This is a genomic window from Acuticoccus sediminis (assembly GCF_003258595.1).
Taxonomy (GTDB): domain Bacteria; phylum Pseudomonadota; class Alphaproteobacteria; order Rhizobiales; family Amorphaceae; genus Acuticoccus; species Acuticoccus sediminis.
In genome coordinates, this window is sequence record NZ_QHHQ01000002.1 from 738224 (window position 1) to 759641 (window position 21418).

16 protein-coding genes are annotated in these 21418 nt (G+C 70.1%); 1 reads left to right on the forward strand and 15 read right to left on the reverse strand.

Annotated elements, in window-relative coordinates; all coding sequences use genetic code 11:
• Positions 1 to 56 precede the first annotated feature (56 nt).
• Together DLJ53_RS11335 and DLJ53_RS11340 are read right to left on the reverse strand one after the other, a co-directional pair.
• Entirely contained in the window at positions 57 to 1607 is a 1551-nt protein-coding gene (locus DLJ53_RS11335; RefSeq protein WP_111345219.1) for an ABC transporter substrate-binding protein, read from the reverse strand.
• Between the two features lie 20 nt (positions 1608 to 1627).
• A complete protein-coding gene (locus DLJ53_RS11340; RefSeq protein WP_111346251.1) occupies positions 1628 to 2911 on the reverse strand; it encodes a M20 family metallopeptidase in 1284 nt (427 codons plus the stop codon).
• A 119-nt stretch (positions 2912 to 3030) separates the two neighbouring features.
• Here DLJ53_RS11340 and DLJ53_RS11345 point away from each other — a divergent pair, with 119 nt between their 5' ends.
• Entirely contained in the window at positions 3031 to 3759 is a 729-nt protein-coding gene (locus DLJ53_RS11345) for a GntR family transcriptional regulator (RefSeq protein WP_244935072.1), read from the forward strand.
• 23 nt (positions 3760 to 3782) lie between these two features.
• Here DLJ53_RS11345 and DLJ53_RS11350 read toward each other — a convergent pair whose 3' ends face one another.
• The 13 genes from DLJ53_RS11350 to DLJ53_RS11410 all read right to left on the reverse strand — a co-directional run bounded on the left by DLJ53_RS11350 (position 3783) and on the right by DLJ53_RS11410 (position 21352).
• The gene (locus DLJ53_RS11350; protein WP_111345223.1) at positions 3783 to 4295 is read right to left on the reverse strand and encodes an MgtC/SapB family protein; all 513 of its coding nucleotides are present in this window, start codon (positions 4293 to 4295) and stop codon (positions 3783 to 3785) included.
• The gene (locus tag DLJ53_RS11355; RefSeq protein ID WP_111345224.1) at positions 4295 to 5821 is read right to left on the reverse strand and encodes a M17 family peptidase N-terminal domain-containing protein; all 1527 of its coding nucleotides are present in this window, start codon (positions 5819 to 5821) and stop codon (positions 4295 to 4297) included. The genes DLJ53_RS11350 and DLJ53_RS11355 overlap by 1 nt, the downstream gene beginning before the upstream one ends.
• 81 nt (positions 5822 to 5902) lie before the next feature.
• On the reverse strand, positions 5903 to 6988 hold the full coding sequence (locus DLJ53_RS11360; RefSeq protein WP_111345226.1) for an efflux RND transporter periplasmic adaptor subunit: 1086 nt from the start codon (positions 6986 to 6988) through the stop codon (positions 5903 to 5905).
• Positions 6985 to 10068, reverse strand: a complete 3084-nt coding sequence (locus tag DLJ53_RS11365; protein ID WP_111345228.1) for an efflux RND transporter permease subunit — start codon at positions 10066 to 10068, stop codon at positions 6985 to 6987. The genes DLJ53_RS11360 and DLJ53_RS11365 overlap by 4 nt, the downstream gene beginning before the upstream one ends.
• A complete protein-coding gene (locus DLJ53_RS11370) occupies positions 10068 to 11159 on the reverse strand; it encodes an efflux RND transporter periplasmic adaptor subunit (RefSeq protein ID WP_111345229.1) in 1092 nt (363 codons plus the stop codon). The genes DLJ53_RS11365 and DLJ53_RS11370 overlap by 1 nt, the downstream gene beginning before the upstream one ends.
• A complete protein-coding gene (locus DLJ53_RS11375) occupies positions 11156 to 11737 on the reverse strand; it encodes an HdeD family acid-resistance protein (protein ID WP_111345231.1) in 582 nt (193 codons plus the stop codon). Before DLJ53_RS11375 ends, DLJ53_RS11370 begins: the two co-directional genes overlap by 4 nt.
• Before the next feature lie 260 nt (positions 11738 to 11997).
• A complete protein-coding gene (locus tag DLJ53_RS11380) occupies positions 11998 to 13227 on the reverse strand; it encodes an MFS transporter (protein ID WP_111345233.1) in 1230 nt (409 codons plus the stop codon).
• Complete coding sequence (locus tag DLJ53_RS11385) at positions 13188 to 14243, reverse strand: helix-turn-helix domain-containing protein (protein WP_111345234.1); 1056 nt, start codon at positions 14241 to 14243, stop codon at positions 13188 to 13190. Before DLJ53_RS11385 ends, DLJ53_RS11380 begins: the two co-directional genes overlap by 40 nt.
• A 282-nt stretch (positions 14244 to 14525) precedes the next feature.
• On the reverse strand, positions 14526 to 15578 hold the full coding sequence (locus tag DLJ53_RS11390) for an alpha/beta hydrolase (protein WP_111345236.1): 1053 nt from the start codon (positions 15576 to 15578) through the stop codon (positions 14526 to 14528).
• A gap of 162 nt (positions 15579 to 15740) precedes the next feature.
• On the reverse strand, positions 15741 to 17555 hold the full coding sequence (locus tag DLJ53_RS11395) for an SLC13 family permease (protein WP_202913105.1): 1815 nt from the start codon (positions 17553 to 17555) through the stop codon (positions 15741 to 15743).
• Between the two features lie 48 nt (positions 17556 to 17603).
• Positions 17604 to 18803, reverse strand: a complete 1200-nt coding sequence (locus DLJ53_RS11400; protein ID WP_111345238.1) for a M20/M25/M40 family metallo-hydrolase — start codon at positions 18801 to 18803, stop codon at positions 17604 to 17606.
• A gap of 57 nt (positions 18804 to 18860) precedes the next feature.
• Positions 18861 to 20411 (reverse strand): AbgT family transporter, encoded by a 1551-nt coding sequence (locus DLJ53_RS11405; protein WP_111345239.1) that lies wholly within the window; start codon positions 20409 to 20411, stop codon positions 18861 to 18863.
• Positions 20412 to 20698: 287 nt separating this feature from the next.
• A complete protein-coding gene (locus tag DLJ53_RS11410) occupies positions 20699 to 21352 on the reverse strand; it encodes an HdeD family acid-resistance protein (RefSeq protein WP_202913106.1) in 654 nt (217 codons plus the stop codon).
• Positions 21353 to 21418: the final 66 nt, after the last annotated feature.

Consider the following 21418-nt stretch of genomic DNA (forward strand, 5'->3'; position numbering starts at 1 on the left):
ACGGAACTCGAAACACGACGCGGGAGGGCCGGCGCGGGGCCGGCCGTCCGCCAGCGTCAGCGGGTCGGCGCGTCCTCGGTCACCCACACCTTGTGGAGGGCGAAGTTGGCGCCGCGCGGGTGCTGCACGTAGCCCTCGACGTACTGGGCGCGCGCCCCCAGGAGGTCGAAGAAGCAGGGCACCAGCGCCGGAACGTCCTTGCGCATCAGCGCCTGCGCGTCGGCGTAGAGCTTTTCGCGGGCGGCGCTGTCGGTCGTCGCCTCCGCCTCGGCGACGAGCTTGTCGAACTCGGTGTTGTTCCAGCGGGTCTCGTTCCAGGACGCCTCGGAGGTGAAGAGGAGGTTGAGGATCGTCCCCTCGGTCGGCTGCATGTTGTAGTAGCCGACGTAGAACTTGCCCTTCTTCCAGACCTGATCGAGGTAGGAGGAATGGTCCATGGTCTGGACGGCGATGTCGAAGCCGGCCGGGCGGGCCATCTCGCGCATCACCACCGCCATCGCCGAGCGGTAGCCGGGCTTGGTGGAGGCGACGAGCTCCAGCTTGATGCCGTCCGGGTAGCCGGCTTCGGCGAGCAGCGCCTTGGCCTTCTCCGGGTCGTAGGCCTTCAGCGGGGCCTCGCTGTAGTAGTGGTAGGCGGAGTTGATCGGCGTGTCGTTGCCGGGCGTGCCGTAGCCCTCGGCGACGAGCTCGACCATCGCCTCGCGGTCGACCGCGTAGGAGAGCGCCTCGCGCACCTTCGGGTCGTTGAACGGCTCGACGGTGCAGTCCATCACCACGTCGAGGAAGCGGCCGGAGGGCGTGCGCAGGCCGACGAGGCCGCTCGCGGAGGAGACGCGGCTGTAGTCGGGCGGCTGCACCTCGGTGAGGAGGTCGACCTCGCCGGCCATCGTCGCGGCGACGGCACCGGCGGCGTCCGGGAAGGTGAGGATCTCGATGCGGTCGAGGTAGGGAAGCTCGGGCACGAAGTAGTCGTCGCGCTTCTCGACGACGGCGCGCTGGTCAGGGCTGAACTCGACCAGCTTGAACGGCCCGGTGCCGACCGGCGTCGTGGCGAGGCTCTCGAAGTCGCCTTCGGCGAGCGCGGCCGGGACGATCTTCGCCGTCGGGTAGGAGAGCGCGACCGGGAGGTCGCCGTAGGGGCTGGACGTGCGGATGATGACGCCGAGGTCGCCGTCGGCGACGACGTCGGAGATCGGGCCGAGGTTGCGGCTGCCGGGGGCGGCGGTGGCGGGGTCGAGCAGCTTCTTGAAGCTGGCGACGACGTCCGCGGACGTCAGGGGCGAGCCGTTGGAGAACACCGCGTTGTCACGCAGGGTGAAGTGCCACTCTGTGGCATCCTCGTTGGCGCTCCACTCGGTGGCGAGGTCCGGCGCGGCGGTCATCTCGGGCGTCAGCGTCGTGAGGCCGGAGTAGAGCAGCTCGCCGAGCAGGTACTCGGAGTTGAGGCGCGCCAGCATCGGGTTGAGGACCGACGGCGTGATGTTGAGGGCGACGCGCAGCGTGCCGCCCGGCGCGGGCGAGCCGGCGGCGAGCGAGGGCATCGCCGCCAGAACGCCGAGAGCGGCGCCGGACTGGAGGACGAGACGTCGGGACGGTGTCCAGCTCATGAAAGGATCTCCTGTGTCGATCAGGGTTGAGCCGATCCCGGCTGAGCGGCGGACGGCTGGTCGCCGCCGGGCTCAGGATCGAAGTCGGCGCGCAGGAAGTTCTCGATCGCGCGCGAGAGGTCCGCGAGATCGTCGGTGGTCGTGAATTCGTCCGCGGCGTGGACGTTGCGGTCGGGCCGCGCGAGGCCGCCCAGCAGCATGTGCGTCTGGCCCGCCCGCTGCACCCAGCCGAAGTCGGAGGAGGTGCCGGAGCCGTAGCGCCGGAACGCCGACTCCGGCAGGCCCCACGCCGCCGCTCGCGCCAGCGTCCAGCGCCGCGTCGCCGGACCGTCCGGGTCGACGACCGGCGGCAGGTGGCCGGTCTCCTCAAGCGACCAGTCCTCCGGGGCGAGATGGGAAAGGGCGGCGGCCACCGTCGCCTCGATCTCGGCACGCACGTCGGCCTCTCGCTCCTCGGGCAGGTAGCGGCGGTTGAGCGTGATCCGGCAGAGGCCCGGGATCGCCGAGCCCTTGTCGCCGGCGTGGATCGCCGTCAGCGAGAGGCGCGCGTGCAGCGGTCCCGCGGCCCAGGGCGGGGCCGGCATCGGCGTGGTGCGCGCCTCGACGGTGGGCTTCAGCGCGTTGAGGGCGTTGAGGGCGGGGAGCGCCATGTCGATGGCGTTGCGGCCGCGGTCCGGCTCGCCGGAATGGGCGGTGCGGCCGGTGACGGTCAGCATCATGTCGATGGAGCCGACGCAGCCGGCCCAGATGCGCGGCTCGGCCGAGCCGTTGAGGTTGAGGAGAACGTCGGGGAGGTCGGTCGTTTCGGCCAGATAGCGGATGCCGGGATAGCGTCCGCCCTCCTCGTCGGTGCAGAACGCGAGGACGGGGGAGTAGGCGAGCGGAAGCCCGCTCTCCTTCAGCCGCAGGAGGCAATCACGTACAGCTACGATCGTGCCCTTCATATCGGCCGTCCCCCGGCCATAGAGCCGGTTCCCCTCGCGGGTCAGCGCCAGCGCCGGCTTCGTCCAGCCCTCGCCGACCGGTGCCGTATCGATATGAAAGTAAATCATCGCCGATGCAATCTCAGCGTGCCGGCCGTCGGGGCTCCCGCCCCTCCCGCCCATGTCCGGGCGGAGGACGAGGTTCACCCTCGGCCCGTGCAGCCCCGGCACCGTCCACAGCTCCTCGGGCACGCGGATGCGCTCGGCGCGTCCGCCGAGGGGCGCGAACAGCCTCTCGATCAGGTCGCAGACGGCCGGGTATCCGCTCCCGGGCGGAATCGTCGTATCGCACGCGACGAGGGCGGCGAGCGCCTCCTGCATGGCGTCGGGATCTGGCGATGGGGTCGCGTTGAACGGCATATCTATATAGAAATGAATTCGACCCCGGACGGCAAGCGAAAGACACAATGAACAAGGAAAATGCCCAATCTTTGGGCGAGATGCCCCGGAATCGACCACTTCATGAACAAGTTGCGGAAGATATCCTGCGCCGCATCATCCTCGGGGAGTGGCCGGAGGGGCATGTGCTGCCCTCGGAGGAGAAGCTCGCGGAGGCGTTCGGCGTCTCCTACGGCACCGTCCGCAGGGCGATGGCGGACCTGACGCACCAGGGCGTCGTGATGCGCCGGAGGCGTACCGGCACCGTCGTGACCGGGCGCACGCCGCACCACACGCTGGAGCGCTTCTACCGGTATTTCCGCCTCCACAACCGCAACGGCGATCTGGTCCGGACCGAGGCGAAGTACATCGAGGTGGCGAAGCGCGAGGCGTCGGACGAGGAGGCCCGTACGCTCGGGATCGAGCCCGGCGAGGACGTGTCCTTCATCCTGCGGTTGCGCGTGATCGACGGGCGCCCGGTGATGATCGACCGGATCGTGGTTCCGCTCAGCCGCTACCGGGCGTTTCCGACCACGATGGAGGAGACGCCTTCACTCATCTACCGCTTCCTGCTGGAGAACGAGGGAACGCGGCTCGGTGCGGTCCGCGAGAGCGTCTCGGCGCGGCTTGCCGAGCCGGAGGACTGCAAGCTGCTGGAACTCGACCCGGCGGTCCCGCATGCGCTGCTGCAGATCGACGAGGTGGCGTTCGACCCGCAGAACGTGCCGCTCCTCATCATGCGCCACTCGGCGCTGACCGAGCATCACGCCTACCTCAACGAGGTGCGCTGAGGCCGGCGTCCCCGGTCGAGGGCCTATTCGTCCTCGTGCTCGGACCGCCGGGGGCGGCGCGGGCGGTGGCGCTGATCGTCACCGGCGAGACGGTCGACCAGCCTGCCGATGCGCGGCAGGGTGAGGTTCACGATGAACATCAGCAGCGCGACCTCGGTCGCCTCCAGCAGGAAGCCGAAGCCGCTGAGCGCCCCGACGGCACCCGTCGCCCAGATGCTCGCGGCCGCGCTGAGGCCGCGCACGCTCATGCCGTCGCGGAAGATGAGGCCGGCGCCGAGGAAGCCGATCCCGGTCACCACCTGCCCGGCGATGCGCGACACGTCCCCGACGGGCGAGGCGAGCGAGGCGATCGACACGAAAGCCGCCGCGCCCAGCGCCACCAGCGCGTGCGTCGTCACGCCCGTGTAGCGCTGCACGAACTGCCGCTCCAGGCCGATGACGGCCCCGAGAAAGACCGCCACGACGAGATTGATGGTGACGGAGAGCTGCTCGAGCCCGAGCAGCGTGAAGGTGGATACCGTGTCCCCCGCCTGCATCACGGGCTCCGGGTCGGGAGCGGCGGCGCACTCCCGGAGAACGTCGAGGCGACGCGTGCGGCCTCGCCGTTGCGCGTCCTCGCCGCGCGGTGGATGAGGAAGGTTGTCAGCAGCGGTACCGGCCGTCCGGTCGCGGCGAGGGCATTGCCTTGCATCGCGGCGTGGCGGTGGACGGTGGCGGTGCCGCCGATGTCGAGGTGGGCCCAGCGGGTCTGGCCGGCGAAGCGCATCAGGGCGCCGGCGGCGGCGACGGAGTCGGACGTCGCGCCCGCCGGGGGCTCGCCGTCGTCCCAGAGCGGGAGCTGCCAGGCACGGTCGCCGGTCTCGAAACCGCAGGTGAGGAGCTCATGCGCCAGCGGGCCGTCGTTGGCGAAGAGGCAGCTTGCCTGACTGCCGAAGGCGACCGTCGACGGGTCCGTCAGGGTGGCGACGTCGATGACGCAGGCGGGCTCGAAATGCTCGGCGTAGGAGAGGGCGTCGCACAGGATCAGCCAGCCCGCCGCGTCCGTCCCCCGGACCTCGACCGTTTCACCCGACATCGCGCGCACGACGCAGCCGGGGCGCGGGGCGGCGGCGCATTCGGCCGCCGGAACCAGCCCGACGAGGTTCAGCGGGAGCTTCAGCCGGGCCGCCGCCCACAACGTACCGAGAACGGCGCCGGCGCCGCTCATCTCGAACCGGGTGTCGCGGGGGCGGGCGGCCGCGGAATTGAAGGTGAGGCCCTCGCCGACGAGGACGATCGGCCTGGAGGCGGGCGGCCCGCTGCGATAGCCGACGACGATGAGCCTCGCGCTCGCATGACCGACGGCGAGGAGCGCGCCCATGCCGAGCTTCTCGAGGTCGCCCCACTCGAACACCTCCACCTCGAGGCCGAACTTCGAGCCGATCGAGCGGGATGTCTCGGCGAGGTAGGTGGGGGTGCAGACGGTGCTCGGCATGTTGCCGAGGTCCCTGGCGAGCGCGAGACCTTCGGCCACCGCGAGCCCCTGCCGCGCCGCCGCCTCGTGCGCCGCCTCGACCGCCCGGGGCACGACGAGCGCCACGCACTCGACGCCGGTGCGCTCCGTCCCGTCCGCCGGCATCGTCGCGCCGCGGCCCGGGAGGACGAAGCGGTACGCGCCGTCCGCCAGCAGTCGCGCGGCCTCACCGATGCGCCATTCCACACCGCGGCCGGCCACGTCGACTTCCGTCAGGGAGACGACCGCATCGCGCGACAGGCTCTCGGCGAGCGTGCGGGCGGTGGCTGCCAGCACCGTCCGGTAGGCGCTCTCCGACAGCGGGCCATGGCTGCCGAGGCAGACCAGAAGGATCTTGCGGTGGACGGCGGCCGACAGGCCGAAGAGCTGGAGCTGCGCGCCGACGTGGCGGCGCAGCTCGCCGGCGATCACCAGCGCGGAGAGGCGCACGAGCGTCTCCTCCGGCAGGATCGAAGCGGAGGGGGTCAGCGTGCCGTCGGTGTACGCGCCGAGCACGAGCAGTGAGGTCTGGCCGAGCGACTGCGAGCAGGTGACGAGGTCGATGTTCATCGCTCCGCCTCGTCCGGCGGCCGGGGGAGCGGCCTCCCGATCTCTATGCCCCCGCCTCTCATCGTCGCCCGGTGCTCCGCCTCAGTTCGTGTTCGGCGGCAGCGGGACGAGCCGCTGGCCCGGATGCAGCGCCTGCGTGCCTGCCGTCACGATCACGTCGCTGGGATTGAGGCCGCTCGCGACGATGACGCTGCTGGGGGCGAAGCTCAGGATCTCGATCGGCCGCAGGGCCGCGGTGGACGTCTCCGGCTCGACCGTCCACACCGCCGGCAGCCCGTGCCCACGGGTGAGCGCGCTCGCCGGGATCGACACGACGACGGCCGATTGCAGCTCGATCTCGCCGACCACCGACCCGCCGAGGAGCATTGACGCCGGCGGATGGTCGAGGCCGACGCGCACCTCGAAGGTGCCGGTCGTCGGGTCCGCCTCCGGCGCGATGACGCGCACGCGCCCGGTCGCGGTCACGTTCCGGTCGTCCGCGAGGCGCACGTTGAGGGTGTCGGCCTGGGCGAGGGCGTGAACCAGGCGGGCCGGGACGTCGAACACCGCGTCGCGGCCATCGTCACGGGCGATGCGCACGACCATCTGGCCGGCCGCGACGACCTCGCCCGGCTCGGCCCCGCGCGCGGTGACGACGCCGTCCGTGTCGGCGACGATCTCGGTGAAGGCGAGCCGGTCCTCGGCGACCTCGCGCTGCGCCTCGGCGTCGCGCAGGCCCGCCTCGGCGAGGCGCAGGACCTTGAGCGTCTCGTCGTAGCGCGCCCGCGTTGTGAAGCCGCGCCGCAACAGCTCGGCATGGCGGTCGTAGACGTTCTGGGCCGTAGCGACCTCGCCCTGCGCGGCGACGACGGCGGCGATGGCCGCGCTGAGCCCGGCCTCCTCCTGCTGCGGGTCGAGGCGCGCGATGAGATCGCCCGCCTCCACGGCATCGCCGACATTGACGGGCCGGTCCGTGAGCCGTCCGGCGATGCGGAAGGCGCGCGCCACCTCCTGCTCGGCCTGGATGTCGCCGGTGATGGTGGCGACGTCGCCGAGATCGCTCGCGGTCACGGTCTCGACGCGCACGATGCGGCCGGGCCCCGCCTCGCGCTCCGTCTCGTCCATGCAGGCGGCGAGGCCGAGGGCGGCAATGCCGATCACCGCGAGGCGCAGAAGGAGCCCGGTCATGGCGCGACCTCCGAGGTGCCGCGGGGGATGGGCGGGTTCTCGCGCTCCCGGCGGACGACGCCGCCGAACCACGTCACGTAGAGCGTCGGCAGGAAGATGAGCGTCAGCACGGTCGCGACCAGCAGGCCGCCCATGATGGCGAGCGCCATCGGTCCCCAGAACACCGTCGGCGCGATCGGGAGCATGCCGAGCACGGTCGACACGGCCGTCAGCATGATCGGCCGGAACCGCATGCTGGAGGCGTCGATCACGGCGTCGACCACGCTCTTGCCGCTCTCCCGCTCGGACTCGATCTGGCCGATCAGGATGACGGCGTTCTTGGTGATGATGCCGAAGAGGGCGAGGACGCCGAGCAGCGCCACGAAACCCAGCGGCATGCCCGACAGGAGCAGCGCGCCGACCACGCCGATGAGCCCGAGCGGGGCGATCGACAGGACAAGGATGAGCCGCTGGAAGCTCTTGAGCTGGAACATCAGCACCGCGAGCGTGATGAGGATCATCACCGGGATCACGGCGATCACCGAGGCCTGCGACTTGGCGCTCTCCTCGACGGTGCCGCCGGTCGCCAGCGTGTAGCCCTTCGGAAGCGTGGCGCGCACGGCGTCGATGCGGGGCTCGAGGGCGGCGACGAGCGTCTCGGGCAGGTAGTCCGGGTCGATCTCGGCCTGCACCGTCAGCGTTGGTACGCGGTCGCGGCGCCACACCAGCGGATAGTCCTGGTTGTAGCTGAAGGTGACGAACTGCTTCAGCGGGGCGGTGCGCCCGTTGGGCAGGGCGATCTGCATCGCCTCGAGCGTCGTCAGCGAGACGCGCTGCGCGTCCTGGGCGCGGGCGACCACGTCGACGAGGTAGATGTCGTCGCGCACCTGGGTGACGACGGTGCCCGACACGACCGCGCGCAACGCGGCGGCGATCGCCTGGGACGACAGGCCGACACGGCGGACCTCGTCCTGGTTGATCTCGATCCCGAGCTCCCGGGCCGGCTCGATCCAGTCGAAGTTGACCATCCGGGTGCGCGGGTCGGCGGCCATCGCCTGGGCCACCTCGAAGGCGATGTCGCGGACGGTGTCGAGGTCGGGACCGGAGACGCGGTACTGGATCGGCCAGCCGACGGGCGGCCCCAGCTCCAGCGGGTAGACGCGGGTGACGAGCTCGGGGAACTCCTCGGCGAACATCGTTTCGAGCCGCGACTGCAGCCGCTCGCGGGCGTCGACGTTCTTCGCGACGATGACGGCCTGGTTGAAGAAGTCGTTCGGCAGGCGCGCGTCGAGCGGCAGATAGAAGCGGATCGCGCCGCGCCCGACGTAGGTGCTCCAGCGCTCGACGTCCGGGTCGTCCTTCAGCGCCTCGTCGAAACGGCGCACGACCGACTCGCTGGCGTAGATCGAGGCGTTCTGCGGCAGCTCCATGTCGACGAGCAGCTCCGGCCGGTCCGACGCCGGGAAGAACTGCCGCGGCACCAGCGGGAGGGCGAGGATCGACAGGACAAACAGGCCGATCGTCAGCGCGATCGTGAGCCACTTCATCTTGAAGGCGACCTTCAGGAGCCCCCGGTGCATCCGCGCGATCCGGCCGGGTCCGGCAGCCGTGCCCGACTTCGGCGGCCGCAGCACCCAGACACCGACGACGGGCGCGAAGACGAGCGCCACGAACCACGATACCAGAAGGGCGATGCTGACGACGGCGAAGAGGGAGAAGGTGTACTCGCCCGCCGAACTCGCCGCGAAGCCGACTGGAACGAACCCGGCGATGGTGACGAGCGTTCCCGCGAGCATCGCCACGGCGAACTGGCTGAACGCGTAGGTCGCGGCCTTCTCCGGCGGATCGCCGGCGGCAAGGCGCGTCATCGTCGCGTCCGTCGTCGTCATCGCGTCGTCCACGAGGAGCGCGAGCGCGATGATGAGGGCCCCGAGCGAGATGCGCTGCATGTCGATGCCGACGATCTCCATGATCGCGAAGACCACCGCCATGGTGAGCGGGATCGACAGCGCCACCACGAGCCCGGGTCGCACGCCGAGGCTGATGAAGGAGATGACGAGGATGATCGCCACCGCCTGCCACAGCGAGCTCATGAACTCGGCGATGGCGTCCTTCACGGTGACGGCCTGGTCGGCGACGAGGACGGTCTCGATGCCGTAGGGGATGTCGGCCGTCAGCTCGGCCATCGTCGCGTCGATGGTTTCGCCGAGGGCGAGGATGTCGCCGCCCTCGCGCATGGCGATGCCGAGGCCGATCGCCGGCCTGCCGTTGACGCGGAAGAGCGGCTGCGGCGGGTCGGCGTAGCCGCGCGTGACCGTCGCGATGTCCCCCAGCCGCAGCATCCGGTCGCCGACGGCGAAGTTGACGTCGAGGAGGTCCTGCTCGGAGGCGAACGCGCCGGACGCGCGCAGGCTGATCACCTCGTCGTCCGTGCGCATGACACCGGACGGGCTGACCGCGTTCTGGGCCTGCAGCGCCTGGAGGAGGCGGGTGCGGTCGATGCCGAGGTTGGCGAGCTCCTCGACCGAGAACTCGATGAAGATGCGCTCGTCCTGCGCGCCGATGATCTCGATCTTGGCGACGTCCGGCACCTGGAGGAGGCGGGAGCGGACGGTCTCGACGGTGTCGCGCAGCTCGCGGTGCGTGAAGCCGTCCGAGGTGAAGCCGTAGATGATGCCGAAGGTGTCGCCGAAGCGGTCGTTGAAGACCGGCCCGATGACGCCCTGCGGGAGCGTCAGGCGGATGTCCTCGATGAGGTTGCGGACCTGGTACCAGGTGTCGTGCGTCTGGGCGGCGGTGGTGTCGCCGGTGAGGTTCACGAAGACGGTCGTCTGCCCCGGGCGGGTGAACGAACGGAGGAAGTCTAGGTGAGGCGTCTCCTCGAGCTGGCGCTCGAGGCGCTCGGTCACCTGCTTCAGCGTCTCGTCCATGGTGGCGCCGGGCCATGCGGCGGAGACGACCATGGTCTTGATGACGAAGGCCGGATCCTCGGCGCGGCCGAGGCGCATGTAGGAGCCGATGCCCGCGACCACCACCAGGAGCATCAGGAAGACGACCACCGAACGGTTGGCGAGCGCCCAGGATGACAGGTTGAAGCGCATCAGGATTCGGCTCCGGGGAGGCGGACGTGCTGGCCCTCGGTGAGGACGTTGACGCCGGCGGTCACGACGACGTCGCCCTCCTCGAGGCCGCTGGCGATGCGGGCGGTGCCGGCCCCGCGCGTCGCCACCTCGACCGGCCGCAGCGACACGGTGCCGGCCCTGGTGTCGACGATCCAGACGGCGGCCGCCTCGCCCTCGCCCTTGAGCGCGGTGACCGGGATGGCAAAGCCGGCCGCAGCCTCCAGGATCACCGATCCGGTGACGCCCGTGCCGAGGCGAAGCCCGGCCGGTGGGTCGGTGAGGCCGACGCGCACGCGGAACGTGCGCGTCACCGGGTCGGCCTGGGGCGAGACCTCGCGCACTCGGCCCACCGCGAACACGGAAGGGTTGCCGGTGAGGCTGACGCGCACCGCGACGTCCGGACCGAGGGCGGAGACGCTCTGCGCGGGGACGTCGAAGACGCCGTCGCGCCCGCCCTCGCGCGCCAGCCGCGCGATCATCTGCCCGGCGGCGACCACCTCGCCCGGCTCGGCGCCGACGGCGGTGACGACGCCTTTCGCGTCCGCGTCGAGCTCGGTGAAGCCGAGCAGGTCCTTGGCGATGGCGAGTTGCGCGCGGGCCGCCTCCACCTGCGCCTGGGCGGCGGTGCGGGACTGGTCGACGCTCTCGAAGTAGGCCTGAGCGGTGACCCCGCGGGCGAGGAGCTCGCGGTGGCGCGTCGCCGCGTTGTCGGCACGCACGAACGCCGCCTCGGCGCCGACCAGCGCGGCCTCGGCGGAGCGCACCGCGTTGCGCTCGTTCTGCGGCTCCAGCCGGGCGATCGGGTCGCCGGCCTGAAGCTCGGTCCCGACGTCGACGAAGCGCTCGGCCAGGCGGCCGGCGATGCGGAAGGCGACGCTGACCTGATCGGCCGCCTCGACCCGTCCCGAGAAGGTCGGGCCGTCCGCTTCGGCGAGGCCCGTCACGGTGATGGTGCGCACGGGACGGACGACCGGCGCCGCCGTCTCCTCCTCCTCGGTGTTGCAGGCGGCGAGGGCGAGGACGGCGATACAGGCAAAAACGGCGCCGGAGCGCCGAAGCGGATGGATCATCGGGCCGGCCTCGGTGCGGCGCGCCGTCTGCCCGCCGCGAGAATAACGTGGCCTATTCCCGCCGCGACCAGTGCCACGCCGGCCATGGCCCCCGGCTCGGTCACGCTGCTGTAGGGGAAGCGCGACACGAGGAAGACGGCGATCAGCAGCGAGGCGAGGCCGGAGAGGAAGAGACCGGCGCGTCCGCTGGTCTCGCTCAGCTTCACCGACATCAGGATGTGCGAGCCGCCCTGCACGGCGAGGACGATGACGATCAGGAGGGCGATGGCGGCCGCGCCCTTCAGCGGGCTCAGCCAGATGAGGATGCCGCCGACGACTTCCGCGGCGCCCGCCAGCATGTGCAGGTTGAAGCTGGTCATTCCTTTTTCGCGCGCCGCGTGGATCATCGTCGCGACGCCGGCGACGACGAAGAGGGCGCCGAGCCCGGTGCTGGCGGCGATGCTCGCCTGGACGGGCAGCAGCAGGGCGAGACCGCCGACCAGAATAAGAACCAGACCGAGGATCGCGGCGCTGCGCCGGTCCTGCGCCTTCGGCGGGGCCATGGTGGCCGCCGGGCCTTTCGGTTTCGCTTTCGCCATTGCACGCCCCAGTGCAGCCAGCGGCCGCGCACGGCCCTCGTCGGGAGGGCCAACTCGATGATTGCTGCATCGCCACGCGACCGGCTGGACCGAGGGCGGGACGACGGCCGACCAAGGGCATGCGGGACCGGCGCGGAGCCAACCCTCACGACCTCAATTCATCTCAAGGTATCAGCCGCTTGGGGGAGGGTGATGAGCACTGGATCTCAGGTCTATACACAGTGTCCCAATTTCATCCCGCAATGCAGCAAATCGAGGTCTCATCGCCGCCGGGGCGTGGCGGCGAGAACCGCGATGACGAGCGCGAGGCCGACGCCGGCCGCGGCGGCCATGACGATGTAGGTGCCCTGCCCCCAGAGGGGCATAACCGTGCCGGACAACGAGATGAACGCGGCCATGAGGCCTGCCCATGCGGCGGCAAGCCAGCCTTGGACCTGGGCCCGCTTGTCCGACGGCGCGAGCTGGGCGAGCAGCAGGACGCTCCCGGCGTGGGTGGCTCCGAACGACAGCGCATGCAGGGCCTGCAGCGGTACGAGGACGACGTTCGCGGGGTCCGCCGCCATGCCGAGCCAGCGGAGCGCGGCCGAAGCGCCGCCGACGGCGAGCAGCGTGCCGGCCCCGATCCCTGCCGAGAGGAGGCGGTGGAGGAGGGCGAAGAACCCCACCTCCGCGACGACGCCGAGCGCCCAGAGTGTGCCGATCGCGGCGCTCGAAAGGCCCTTCTCCTGCCAGTGCAGGGTGCTGAACGTATAGACGAGGCCGTGGCTCGCCTGGATCAGGGCCGCGCCCGCCACAATCAAGAGGATCCGCACCAGCGCCGCCCTCTCGATCGGGGCCGGGGCGGTAGCGCGGACGGTCGGCGCTGCCTGCCGGGAGACGTGCGCCACTGCGATCGCCGCCGCTGCGACGACGACCGCCGCGCCGATCAGGAACAGGGCGATGGCGCTGTCGGGCAGCCACACCAGGAGCACCCCCGCGCCGATGTTGGCGAGGGCGAAGGCGATCGAGCCCCACAGCCGGATCCCGCCGTAGCGGTGGAGCCGGCCCGAGACACTCGCGAGATTGGCGAGCGTCAGTGCGTCGGTGAGCGCGATCAGCGGTCCCTGAGCGAAGGCGATGGCGACGACGACGACGAGGATCGAGGTGAACCCGTCCGCCACCGGCAGCAGGGTCGAGGCGAGGGCCACGACCACGGCGCAGACGGCGACCGCCTCGCCCAGCCGGCCGCGCCGGTCCGCCAGCGCCGCGACCAGCGGGTTGGCGACGAGCCGGAGGTAGAACGGAGCGGCGACGATGATGCCGATCGCCGCGTCGCTCAGCGCGTGAGACCGAAGCCAGACCGGGAAGAAGGGCAGGTTGATGCCGAGCTCGAAGAACAGCGCCGCGTAGAGGAACGAGAGGCGCCAGGCCGGCACCTCCGCGGAGTGTGCCGGAACGGTCGCGGACTGGCTCAGCTCCGGTCTCTCCAGTTCGCGCCGCGAATGGTGCACCGCGTCCGGGGCGCCTCGTCATGGCGGGCGGTCCATGCGCCGTCGCAGGGCTGCACCTCCGTGCTGACGAGGCGGACCGCGCGGGCCTGGTCGCGCGCCTCGCGCGGGCTGCAGCCGAATTCGGTCCGGAAGGCGCGGCTGAAGGCGGAGTGGTCTCGGAAGCCGACGTCGGCGGAGAGGTCGTTGATGGAGTTCGGCGCCGTCTCGTCGGTCAGCCGGCGGTGAGCTTCGGCCAGACGCTCGTGCTGGATGAAGCGCGCGACGCCGCCGTGCGGCTCGAACAGGCGGTAGAGCTTGGAGCGGGACACGAAGAGGAGGCGGGCGAGCGTGTCCGGGCCGAAGTCGGGCGAGGCCATGTTGGCGTTGACGATCCGCCGTGCGCGCTCCCGGAGGGCCGAGAAGATCGGTCGTTCCGCCTCCGCCATCTGGTCCGGCGTCTGCAGCAGGCAGGCGGCGACGAGCGCGCACGTGGCCTCGGCGAGTGGCGGCCAGGCCTCCTTGGGGGTGCTGTCGATCTGGTGGACGAGGCTGTCGAGGTGGGCGGCGAGGATGCTCTGGCAGCCGGGCGACAGGCGGATCGTGGGGTCCTGGTCGGCCGACGGCGGGTTCTTGGCGAACCGGTCGCGCGGCACGTAGAGGACGATGATCTCCTCGTCCTGCCCCCGCCCCTCGAACGGCTGGGTCAGCGAGCGGATGCTGAGGTTGGACGGAGCGGAGATGAGCGCCTCGCCCGTCCCCCGGGCCATCACCACGCACCAGTGGTCGATGTAGGACCTGGTACGGTGCCGCCAGAGACGCTCGACGGTGCCGGGTAGCTGGGTCCGCTCCAAGACGATGCCGCCCATGTTCCAGGACCGGTGGTCGACCCCGAACGAGGCGATGGGTCCGTCGGCCGGCAGGAGGTCGATGATGTCGGCGTTGAATTCGCGCCAGGCATCGAACTGGTCGGCGGCAGGCAGGGGCCGAGTCGTGAAGTGACTGCGTGCTGCGCGCTGGCTCGGGCCAGCGTCAGTCAACGAACGCCTCATCATCGGCTTACCTCGACGACTTCGCTCCGAATAATTCAGACGCGAAAGAACAAATGGCATTGCGACATGGAATGCCAAACAACCCCAACGTAAGGGCGTCGTCCTCTACAGGGAGCTAAGCCCTTTGGTTGCCGGCGAATTCCGTTCGACACAGAACTCACGAGAACTCATCTTCTTCCAGTATCCCAATAGGCGAAAAAAAACAAGCATTTATCAAAATATTAATCTAATGTGTGATCACAAATGGATCATTCGTGACCCCCGGCGCGGCTAGCGTGGCGGGGTCGCGCTGTCCAGGATGACGATGGGCGTCGCCATGACGGCACCGAGGAAGTCCCCGGCGGCCTCCGGCAGCGACGCGGATGCCTGCGCGTCGGTCAGGACCTGACCCTGCGTCAGCCGCTGGCCGATCAGGCGCACCACGTCGGGACTCTCGGCATAGATGTTGTGGTTGATCCAGTCCGCGCCGCGCGTCTCGGTGAGGTCGACGATGGTGAGGCCGTCGATGCCGGCGATCTCGGAACGGTAGGCCTCGTTGGTGAGGTCGATGGCGCCGAGCCGGGTCATCCCGCCCGAGATGACCCGCGACAGGCGCAGCGCCTGGTCATTGCGCGACACGAAGAGGGTCACGTGCGGCCGGTTCGGGCCCATCTCCTCGAGCTGCCGGCGGAAGAGGCCGATGTCGAGCTCCGGCGAGGCGAGGAGGAGATTGTCGATCTTCGGCGAGACCGCGCCGTCCTGCAGGGCGAGCTGGCGCAGCGCCTCCATCGCGAGCCAGCTTCCCATGGAGTGGGCGAGGATCGTGATCTCGTCGACGTTGGGGCTGTCGATGGCGGTTCGCAGGAGCTTGGCGAGGTCGGACCGCGCGTAGGTGGCGTTCTGGTGGTCGAGCTTGAAGTCGAGCAGCCGGCCGCGCGAGGGCCAGGAGAACAGCACCGGCGCGGCGTCGATCCTGGCGTCCACGACGAGCTGGGCCATCCGGAAGACGGCGACGTCGAAGCGCGTGTTGAAGCCGTGGATGAAGACGAAGACGCGCCGGGTGTTCTCGTGGCTGCGGAACCAGGTCCGCATGGACGCCTCGTCGAGCGGCTCGACCTCGGTCGCGACGATGTCGGTCTCGGGATTGCCCGGCGCGTGGTGCGGCCAGGGGATGGTGCCGACGGGCCGCCCCTTCGGCATCGAGACGACGATGTTGGTGTAGGCGACCGTGTCCCCGCGGGTGCCGGAAAAGAGGACGCCCGGCGTTTCGGACGGGGTGCGGATGGTGGCGGCGAGAAGGTCGAGCTCCTGGGCCGGGGGTGACGGCGGCACCGCGATCAGCATGCCCTCCGGCAGCCCGGCACACCCCGCGAGGGTGACGAGCAGCGCGCCGACGGCGCCGCGCAGGAGAGACCGCGCCTCACAGACGCCGGCAACTGGTGCCCCAAGGAGACGCCGACCCGAACCATACAGCCGCAAAGATCACTCCCAGCCACTCAGGCGGGATCAGAACCGCCAGATCATGGGCACGAAGAACACCGAAACGATGAAGAACCAGGTCAACAGCGGCAAGCCAAGTTTCCAATAATCGGTAAACTTGTACCCGCCCGGGGCCATGACCATCAGGTTGGTGGGTGTCGCGATCGGCGTCAGGAAGGCGCCCGCCGCGGCGACCGTGATGCTCATCAGCACCGGGCGCGGGGAGAGGCCCATCCCCTGCGCCGCGGCGACGCCGATCGGGATCACGATCAGCGCCGTCGCGGTATTGGAGATGAGCTGGCCCATCACCGAGGTGATGATGAAGAGGCCGGCGAGCAGCGCGTAGGGTCCCGCGTCGCCGATGAGGGCCACCAGTGATTCGGCGAGGAGGTTGGCGGCGCCGGTCTGGTACATCGCCGTCGACAGCGGCATCATCGCGCCGACGAGGATCACCGTGGTCCAGCTCACCGCACGGTAGGACTGCTCGACCGTCAGGATGCCGGTGAGCACCATGGCCCCGGCCGCCAGCAACCCGGCCACGGCGGCGGGCACGAGCCCCGTCGCCAGCAGCAGGACCATGCCCAGCAGGATGGCGATCGACATCTTCGCGCCCGCGCCCATCGGCACCGCCTGTCGGCGCACAAGGTCGGGCGAGTTGACGACGAGGACGTCCGGGTCGCTGAGGTGGACGTCGAGCGCCTTCCAGGTGCCCTGCAGCAGGAGCGTGTCGCCGGCCTCCAGCACCACTTCGTCCGGCTCGAGGTCGGCGCCCTGCCGCTGGACCGCGAGGATGATGAGGTCGCCGCTCTCGGTGACCATGCCGGGGAAGACGGTGCTGCCGATCAGGCCGGAGCGCGGCGGGATGACGACCTCGGCGAGACCGGAGGTGCGGTTGAACAGCGCCTCGCGCAGGTCCTCGGCGGCCTTCTCCTCGCGGAAGGCGAGCTGGTTGTCGCCGGCGAAGGCGGCCGCCGCCTCGGACGATCCACGCAGGATGAGGTAGTCGCCCGCCGCGATGGCGCCGCGCTGGAACGGGCCGCCGCGGTCGCCTTGCTGGAGGGAGACGAGCTTCAGCCCGGTCGCATCGTCGACGGTCACGCTGCCCGGCGCCTGCCCGACGAGCGGGGAGCTCGGCCGCACGCGCATATGGAAGGTGCCGTTGCTGAGCCCGTACTGTTCCACCAGCGTCTTGGCGTGGGCGCTGAAGTCGGCGGAGATCGAGGGGCCGCCGCGCTCCGGCAGGAGCTGCCGGCCGAAGACGACGATGATCGCGATCGTCCCGGCGAGGAGAGGGATGCCGGCGACCGCGAACTCGAAGAAGCCGAACGGACCGGTGCCGGCGTCCATCGAGGCGTTCGAGACCAGCACGTTTACCGGCGTGCCGGTGAGGGCGAGCATCGAGCCGGCGTGCGCCGAGAAGACCAGCGGCATCAGGAGCTGCGACGGCGAGCGCTTCAGCTTCACCGCCATGACGACCACCACCGGCAGCAGCGCCGCCACGGCGCCGTTGACGCTGATGAGCGCGGTGAGGAGGGCGACGAGTAGCGCGATGAGCACCAGCAGGCGGGTGCGGCTCTCCTCGCCCGCGCCGGCGATGAGGAGCTGGCCGGCCCACGCGGTGACGCCCGTCGCCTCCAGCCCCGCGCTCACCACGAACAGCGAGGCGATGAAGATGACCGCCGGGTCGCCGAGTCCGGACAGCGCTGCATCCAGTGAGAGGATCCCGCTGGCGTAGAGCGCGAGGGCCACGCCCATCGCGACGACGACCACGGGCAGGCGGTTCCACACGAACAGGACGACGGCCGCGGCGATGATGACCGCGATCATGGTGATATCGCTCAAGTGTCTCTCCTACGCGGGCATCGTCCGCTGCGGACCGGTCCGGTCCGGTCAGGCCAGCGTCGCGAGGGCGACGGCGAGGCGGCAGCCCTTCACGTATTCGGGCAGGTCGACGTATTCGTGGATCGTGTGGATCTCGTACTGGCCGGCGCCGATGGTGACGGCGGGGACGCCGTGCTTGACGAGCCAGTTCGCGTCGAGGCCGCCGTTCGAGAACAGGCAGGTCGGCGTCATGCCGAGCGCCTCGACCGCCGCCCTGGCGTGGGCGACGACCGGTCCGTCCTCGCCGAGGTTGAACGGCGGGTAGGCCGTCACGTGGGAGAAGTCGACCCTGGCGGTTTCGCCGGCGTCGTCCGTCACCTTCGCCCTGGCGCGCGCGAAGGCGGACGCGTAGCCCTCGGCGATCTCGGCCGCGAAGGCTGCTTCCGGCGCGCGCGCCTCCCCGCGCAGGTAGGCGTAGTCGGTGACGACGTTGGTGGCGTCGCCGGCCGGCTTGCCGTTCTTGCCACCGAAGATGCCGATGTTGCTGGTGCCGTGGCCGTTGTCCTTGACCACCTTGCCGAACCAGCCGGCCTCCGCCGCCTCGGCGAGCGCGATCGCGCCGACGAGGGTCGCGGAAATCCCCTTGTGCGGCGCGACGCCGGCATGCGCGGCCTTGCCGACGATCTCGGCCTCCCAGTTCTCCTGTCCGACGGCGCCGACGATCAGCTCGGAGGCGAGCTTGCCGTCGACGTTGAAGCCCATCACAGCGCCGCCGAGGTCGGCGGCGTTCAGTTCGCGCGCCCCGTGCAGCCCGCTCTCCTCCCGCACGGTGAAGAGGAGGGTGAGCGGGGGGTGCGGCAGGTCGTTCTTCAACAGCGACTCCACCAGCGTCACCAGCACCGCGCAGCCGGTGCGGTTGTCGCCGCCGAGGGCCGTGGTGCCGTCGCTGACGATCCGGTCGCCCTGACGTGAGGGTTTCACGCCGGCGCACAGCGGCACCGTGTCGAGGTGGGTCGAGAACAGGAGGCGCGGGCCGGGCTTGGTGCCGGGGAGGTCGACGATCAGGTTGCCGGTCTGGGTCGGCAGCGGGATGCGGCTGTTCGCGTCGTCGTAGCGGATGGCGTCGGCGGGGACGCCGATGGCCTCGAGGTCCGCCACGATGGCCTCCGCGATCGCCGCTTCCTCGCCCGTGACGCCCTCGATACCGACATAGCGCAGCAGGCGGTCTTCGGCCGACGCCGTGTCGACGGGGAATGCTTCAGCACGCATGGGTCGTGTTCCTCCGAAAGTGGTCTCGGCGCTTCGCGCCCGTTCTTGTGGGGGGCGTCAGATGCCCCACGGCAGTCCCAGCGCCTTCCAGACGGCGAAGAGGGCGGTCCAGAGGACGAACATCCACACCACGTACGGCAGCATCATCGAGACGACCGTGCCGACGCCGGCGTTGCGGTTGTACTTCTGCGCGAACCCGACCATCAGCGCGAAGTAGGCGTTGAGCGGGGTGATGGCGTTCATCGGCGAGTCGCCGACGCGGTAGGCCGCGAGCACAGCCTCCGGCTCGACGCCGAGGTTCATCAGCAGCGGCACGAACACCGGCGCGAAGATCGCCCACTTGGCGATGGCTCCGGTCAGCAGCAGGTCGATGATCGCCACCACGACGATGAAGCCGACGAGGAGCGGCAGCGCGCCGATGTTGGCCGACTGCAGGACGCCGGAGAGGCCGAGCGCGAGGACGGTGCCCATGTTGGTGTAGGTGAAGTAGGCGACGAACTGGCTCAGCACGAAGAACAGGAAGATCGTTCCGCCGAGCCCCTTCACCGACTTCTCGATCGCGGCGATCACCTCCGGCAGTGTCCGCAGCGTGCCGGCACCGATGCCGTAGCACCAGCCGGCGGTGAGGAAGATCAGCATGATGAGGGCGATCAGCCCGTTCATGAACGGCGAATTGCCGATGAGGTCGCCGGTGGTCGGGTCGCGCAGCGGCGCCCCCGGCGGGACGGTCAGCAGCAGGAACACTGCGACGAGGCCGAGAAGGCCGTAGCCGGCGAACTTGAGGCCGCGCGTCTCCTCATCGCTCAGCATGGTCTTGGGTTCAGTGGTGGCGCCCTCCGAGGCCTCGGACGGATCGTAGGTGCCTAGGCGCGGCCCGACGACCCGGTCGGTGATCACCGCGATGATGCAGGTGAGGACGAGCACCGAGACGATCGAGAACCAGATGTTCGAGGCGAGGCCGATGGTGGCGTCCGGATTGACGAGGGCGGCCGCGTCGTTGGTGAACTCGACCAGCACCGCGTCGAGCGGCTTGATCAGCATGTTGACCGTAAACGCGCCGGCCACAGCGGCGAAGCCGAGCGCGAGGCCCGCCAGCGGGTGCCGGTCGACGGCGAGGTACGCGACGCCGGCGAGCGGGATGAGGACGAGGTAGCCCGCATCCGCCGCGACGCTGGCGACGATGCCGACGAAGGCGAGGATGTAGGTCAGCGCCCACCGCGGCGAGACGATGACGAGCTTGTGGATCAGCGCGGTGACGAGCCCCGATTCCTCGGCGACGCCGGCGCCGATCATGGCGCAGATCATCAGGCCGACCGCCGTGAAGCTCATGAAGTTCGGCACGAGTGAGGAATAGATGAATCGGATGCCTTCGATGTTGAGAAGGCCGCGCAGGGCCGTGGTCGTTGTCTCGACCGTGTCGGTCTGCGGATTGATCCGCTCGTGCGTGACGGCGACGCCGAACAGGCTCAGGAGCGTCGACAGCACCATGACGACGGCGATCAATATGAGAAAGATCACCACCGGGTGCGGGACCATATTCCCGACCCGCTCGACCCCGTCGAGCAGGCGTTGCATCGTGCTTCTCGGCGCTGCGTCGGCGTTGCTCATGGGCAATTTCCTCGATTTTCGCCCATGAGTGCTTTGACGATACTTGGAGTCATGGACGGCCGGCCCGTGGGCATCCGGCGGGGGCGGCAATTTTGCGCTGACGCTACACCGCCGCCGCCGAGGCTGTCCTTGCCTCAGCATCCCAAACTAGATTGATCGTCTCAATTTCGCGCCCGCGGCCGGGACGCGCCCGATGCCGGGCCGTCGCGCGCGCCCCGGGGGCGGGGCGCGGCGGAAGGCTCCGGGGGGCGAAGGCGCCCCGGAGTGATGTCGTCGAGCCGGACCGCTCAGGCGGCGGCGGGGGTGCCGCCGGCCGGCGTGTTGGACTCGTTGGCGCCCTTCACCGCGAAGGCGACCGTGACGAGGGCGAGGCCCTCCATGATCAGCTCGATCGCGACGAACAGGCCGATCACCCAGCCCCAGGACCGCATCCACTCGAGCTGGCCCTCGGGCGTCGCGAGCGCCTCCGGCGTCGGCGGCGTGACCGTGCCGTAGATCAGGATGCCGAGGACGATGGAGATGATGCCGGAGATCAGCACGCCGAGCCAGATGCCGCCGAGGCTGCGCATCTGGAACGACATGATGATGCGCGAGACACCGACCACGATCAGCATGATGGCGAGGAACAGCGTCAGCCAGAAGGCCGATGCGACCGGCATGGTGACGAGCATGATGCCGGCGATGATGTACACGATGCCGATGATGACGTGCCAGAGGATGCCGCGCCATCCCTTGTGGTGGACGGCGTCGAACAGCTGGCCGACACCGCCGATGATGGTCAGGATGCCGAACCAGAAGACGGCGGCCAGGGTCAGTCCGTAGGCCATGCCGAGGCCGATGATGCCGAGCACGGTCATCAGGATGCCCAGTGCCAGCAGCCAGCCCCAGCTGATGCCGGTGCCGCCGAGCGTCTTGCTCACTGAGGGTGTTACGTTCGTCACTCTTGTCGTCCTTGTTGTGGATGGTGTGGGCGCCGGGGCGCCGATGGGAGCGGCGGCGGGCGTCCG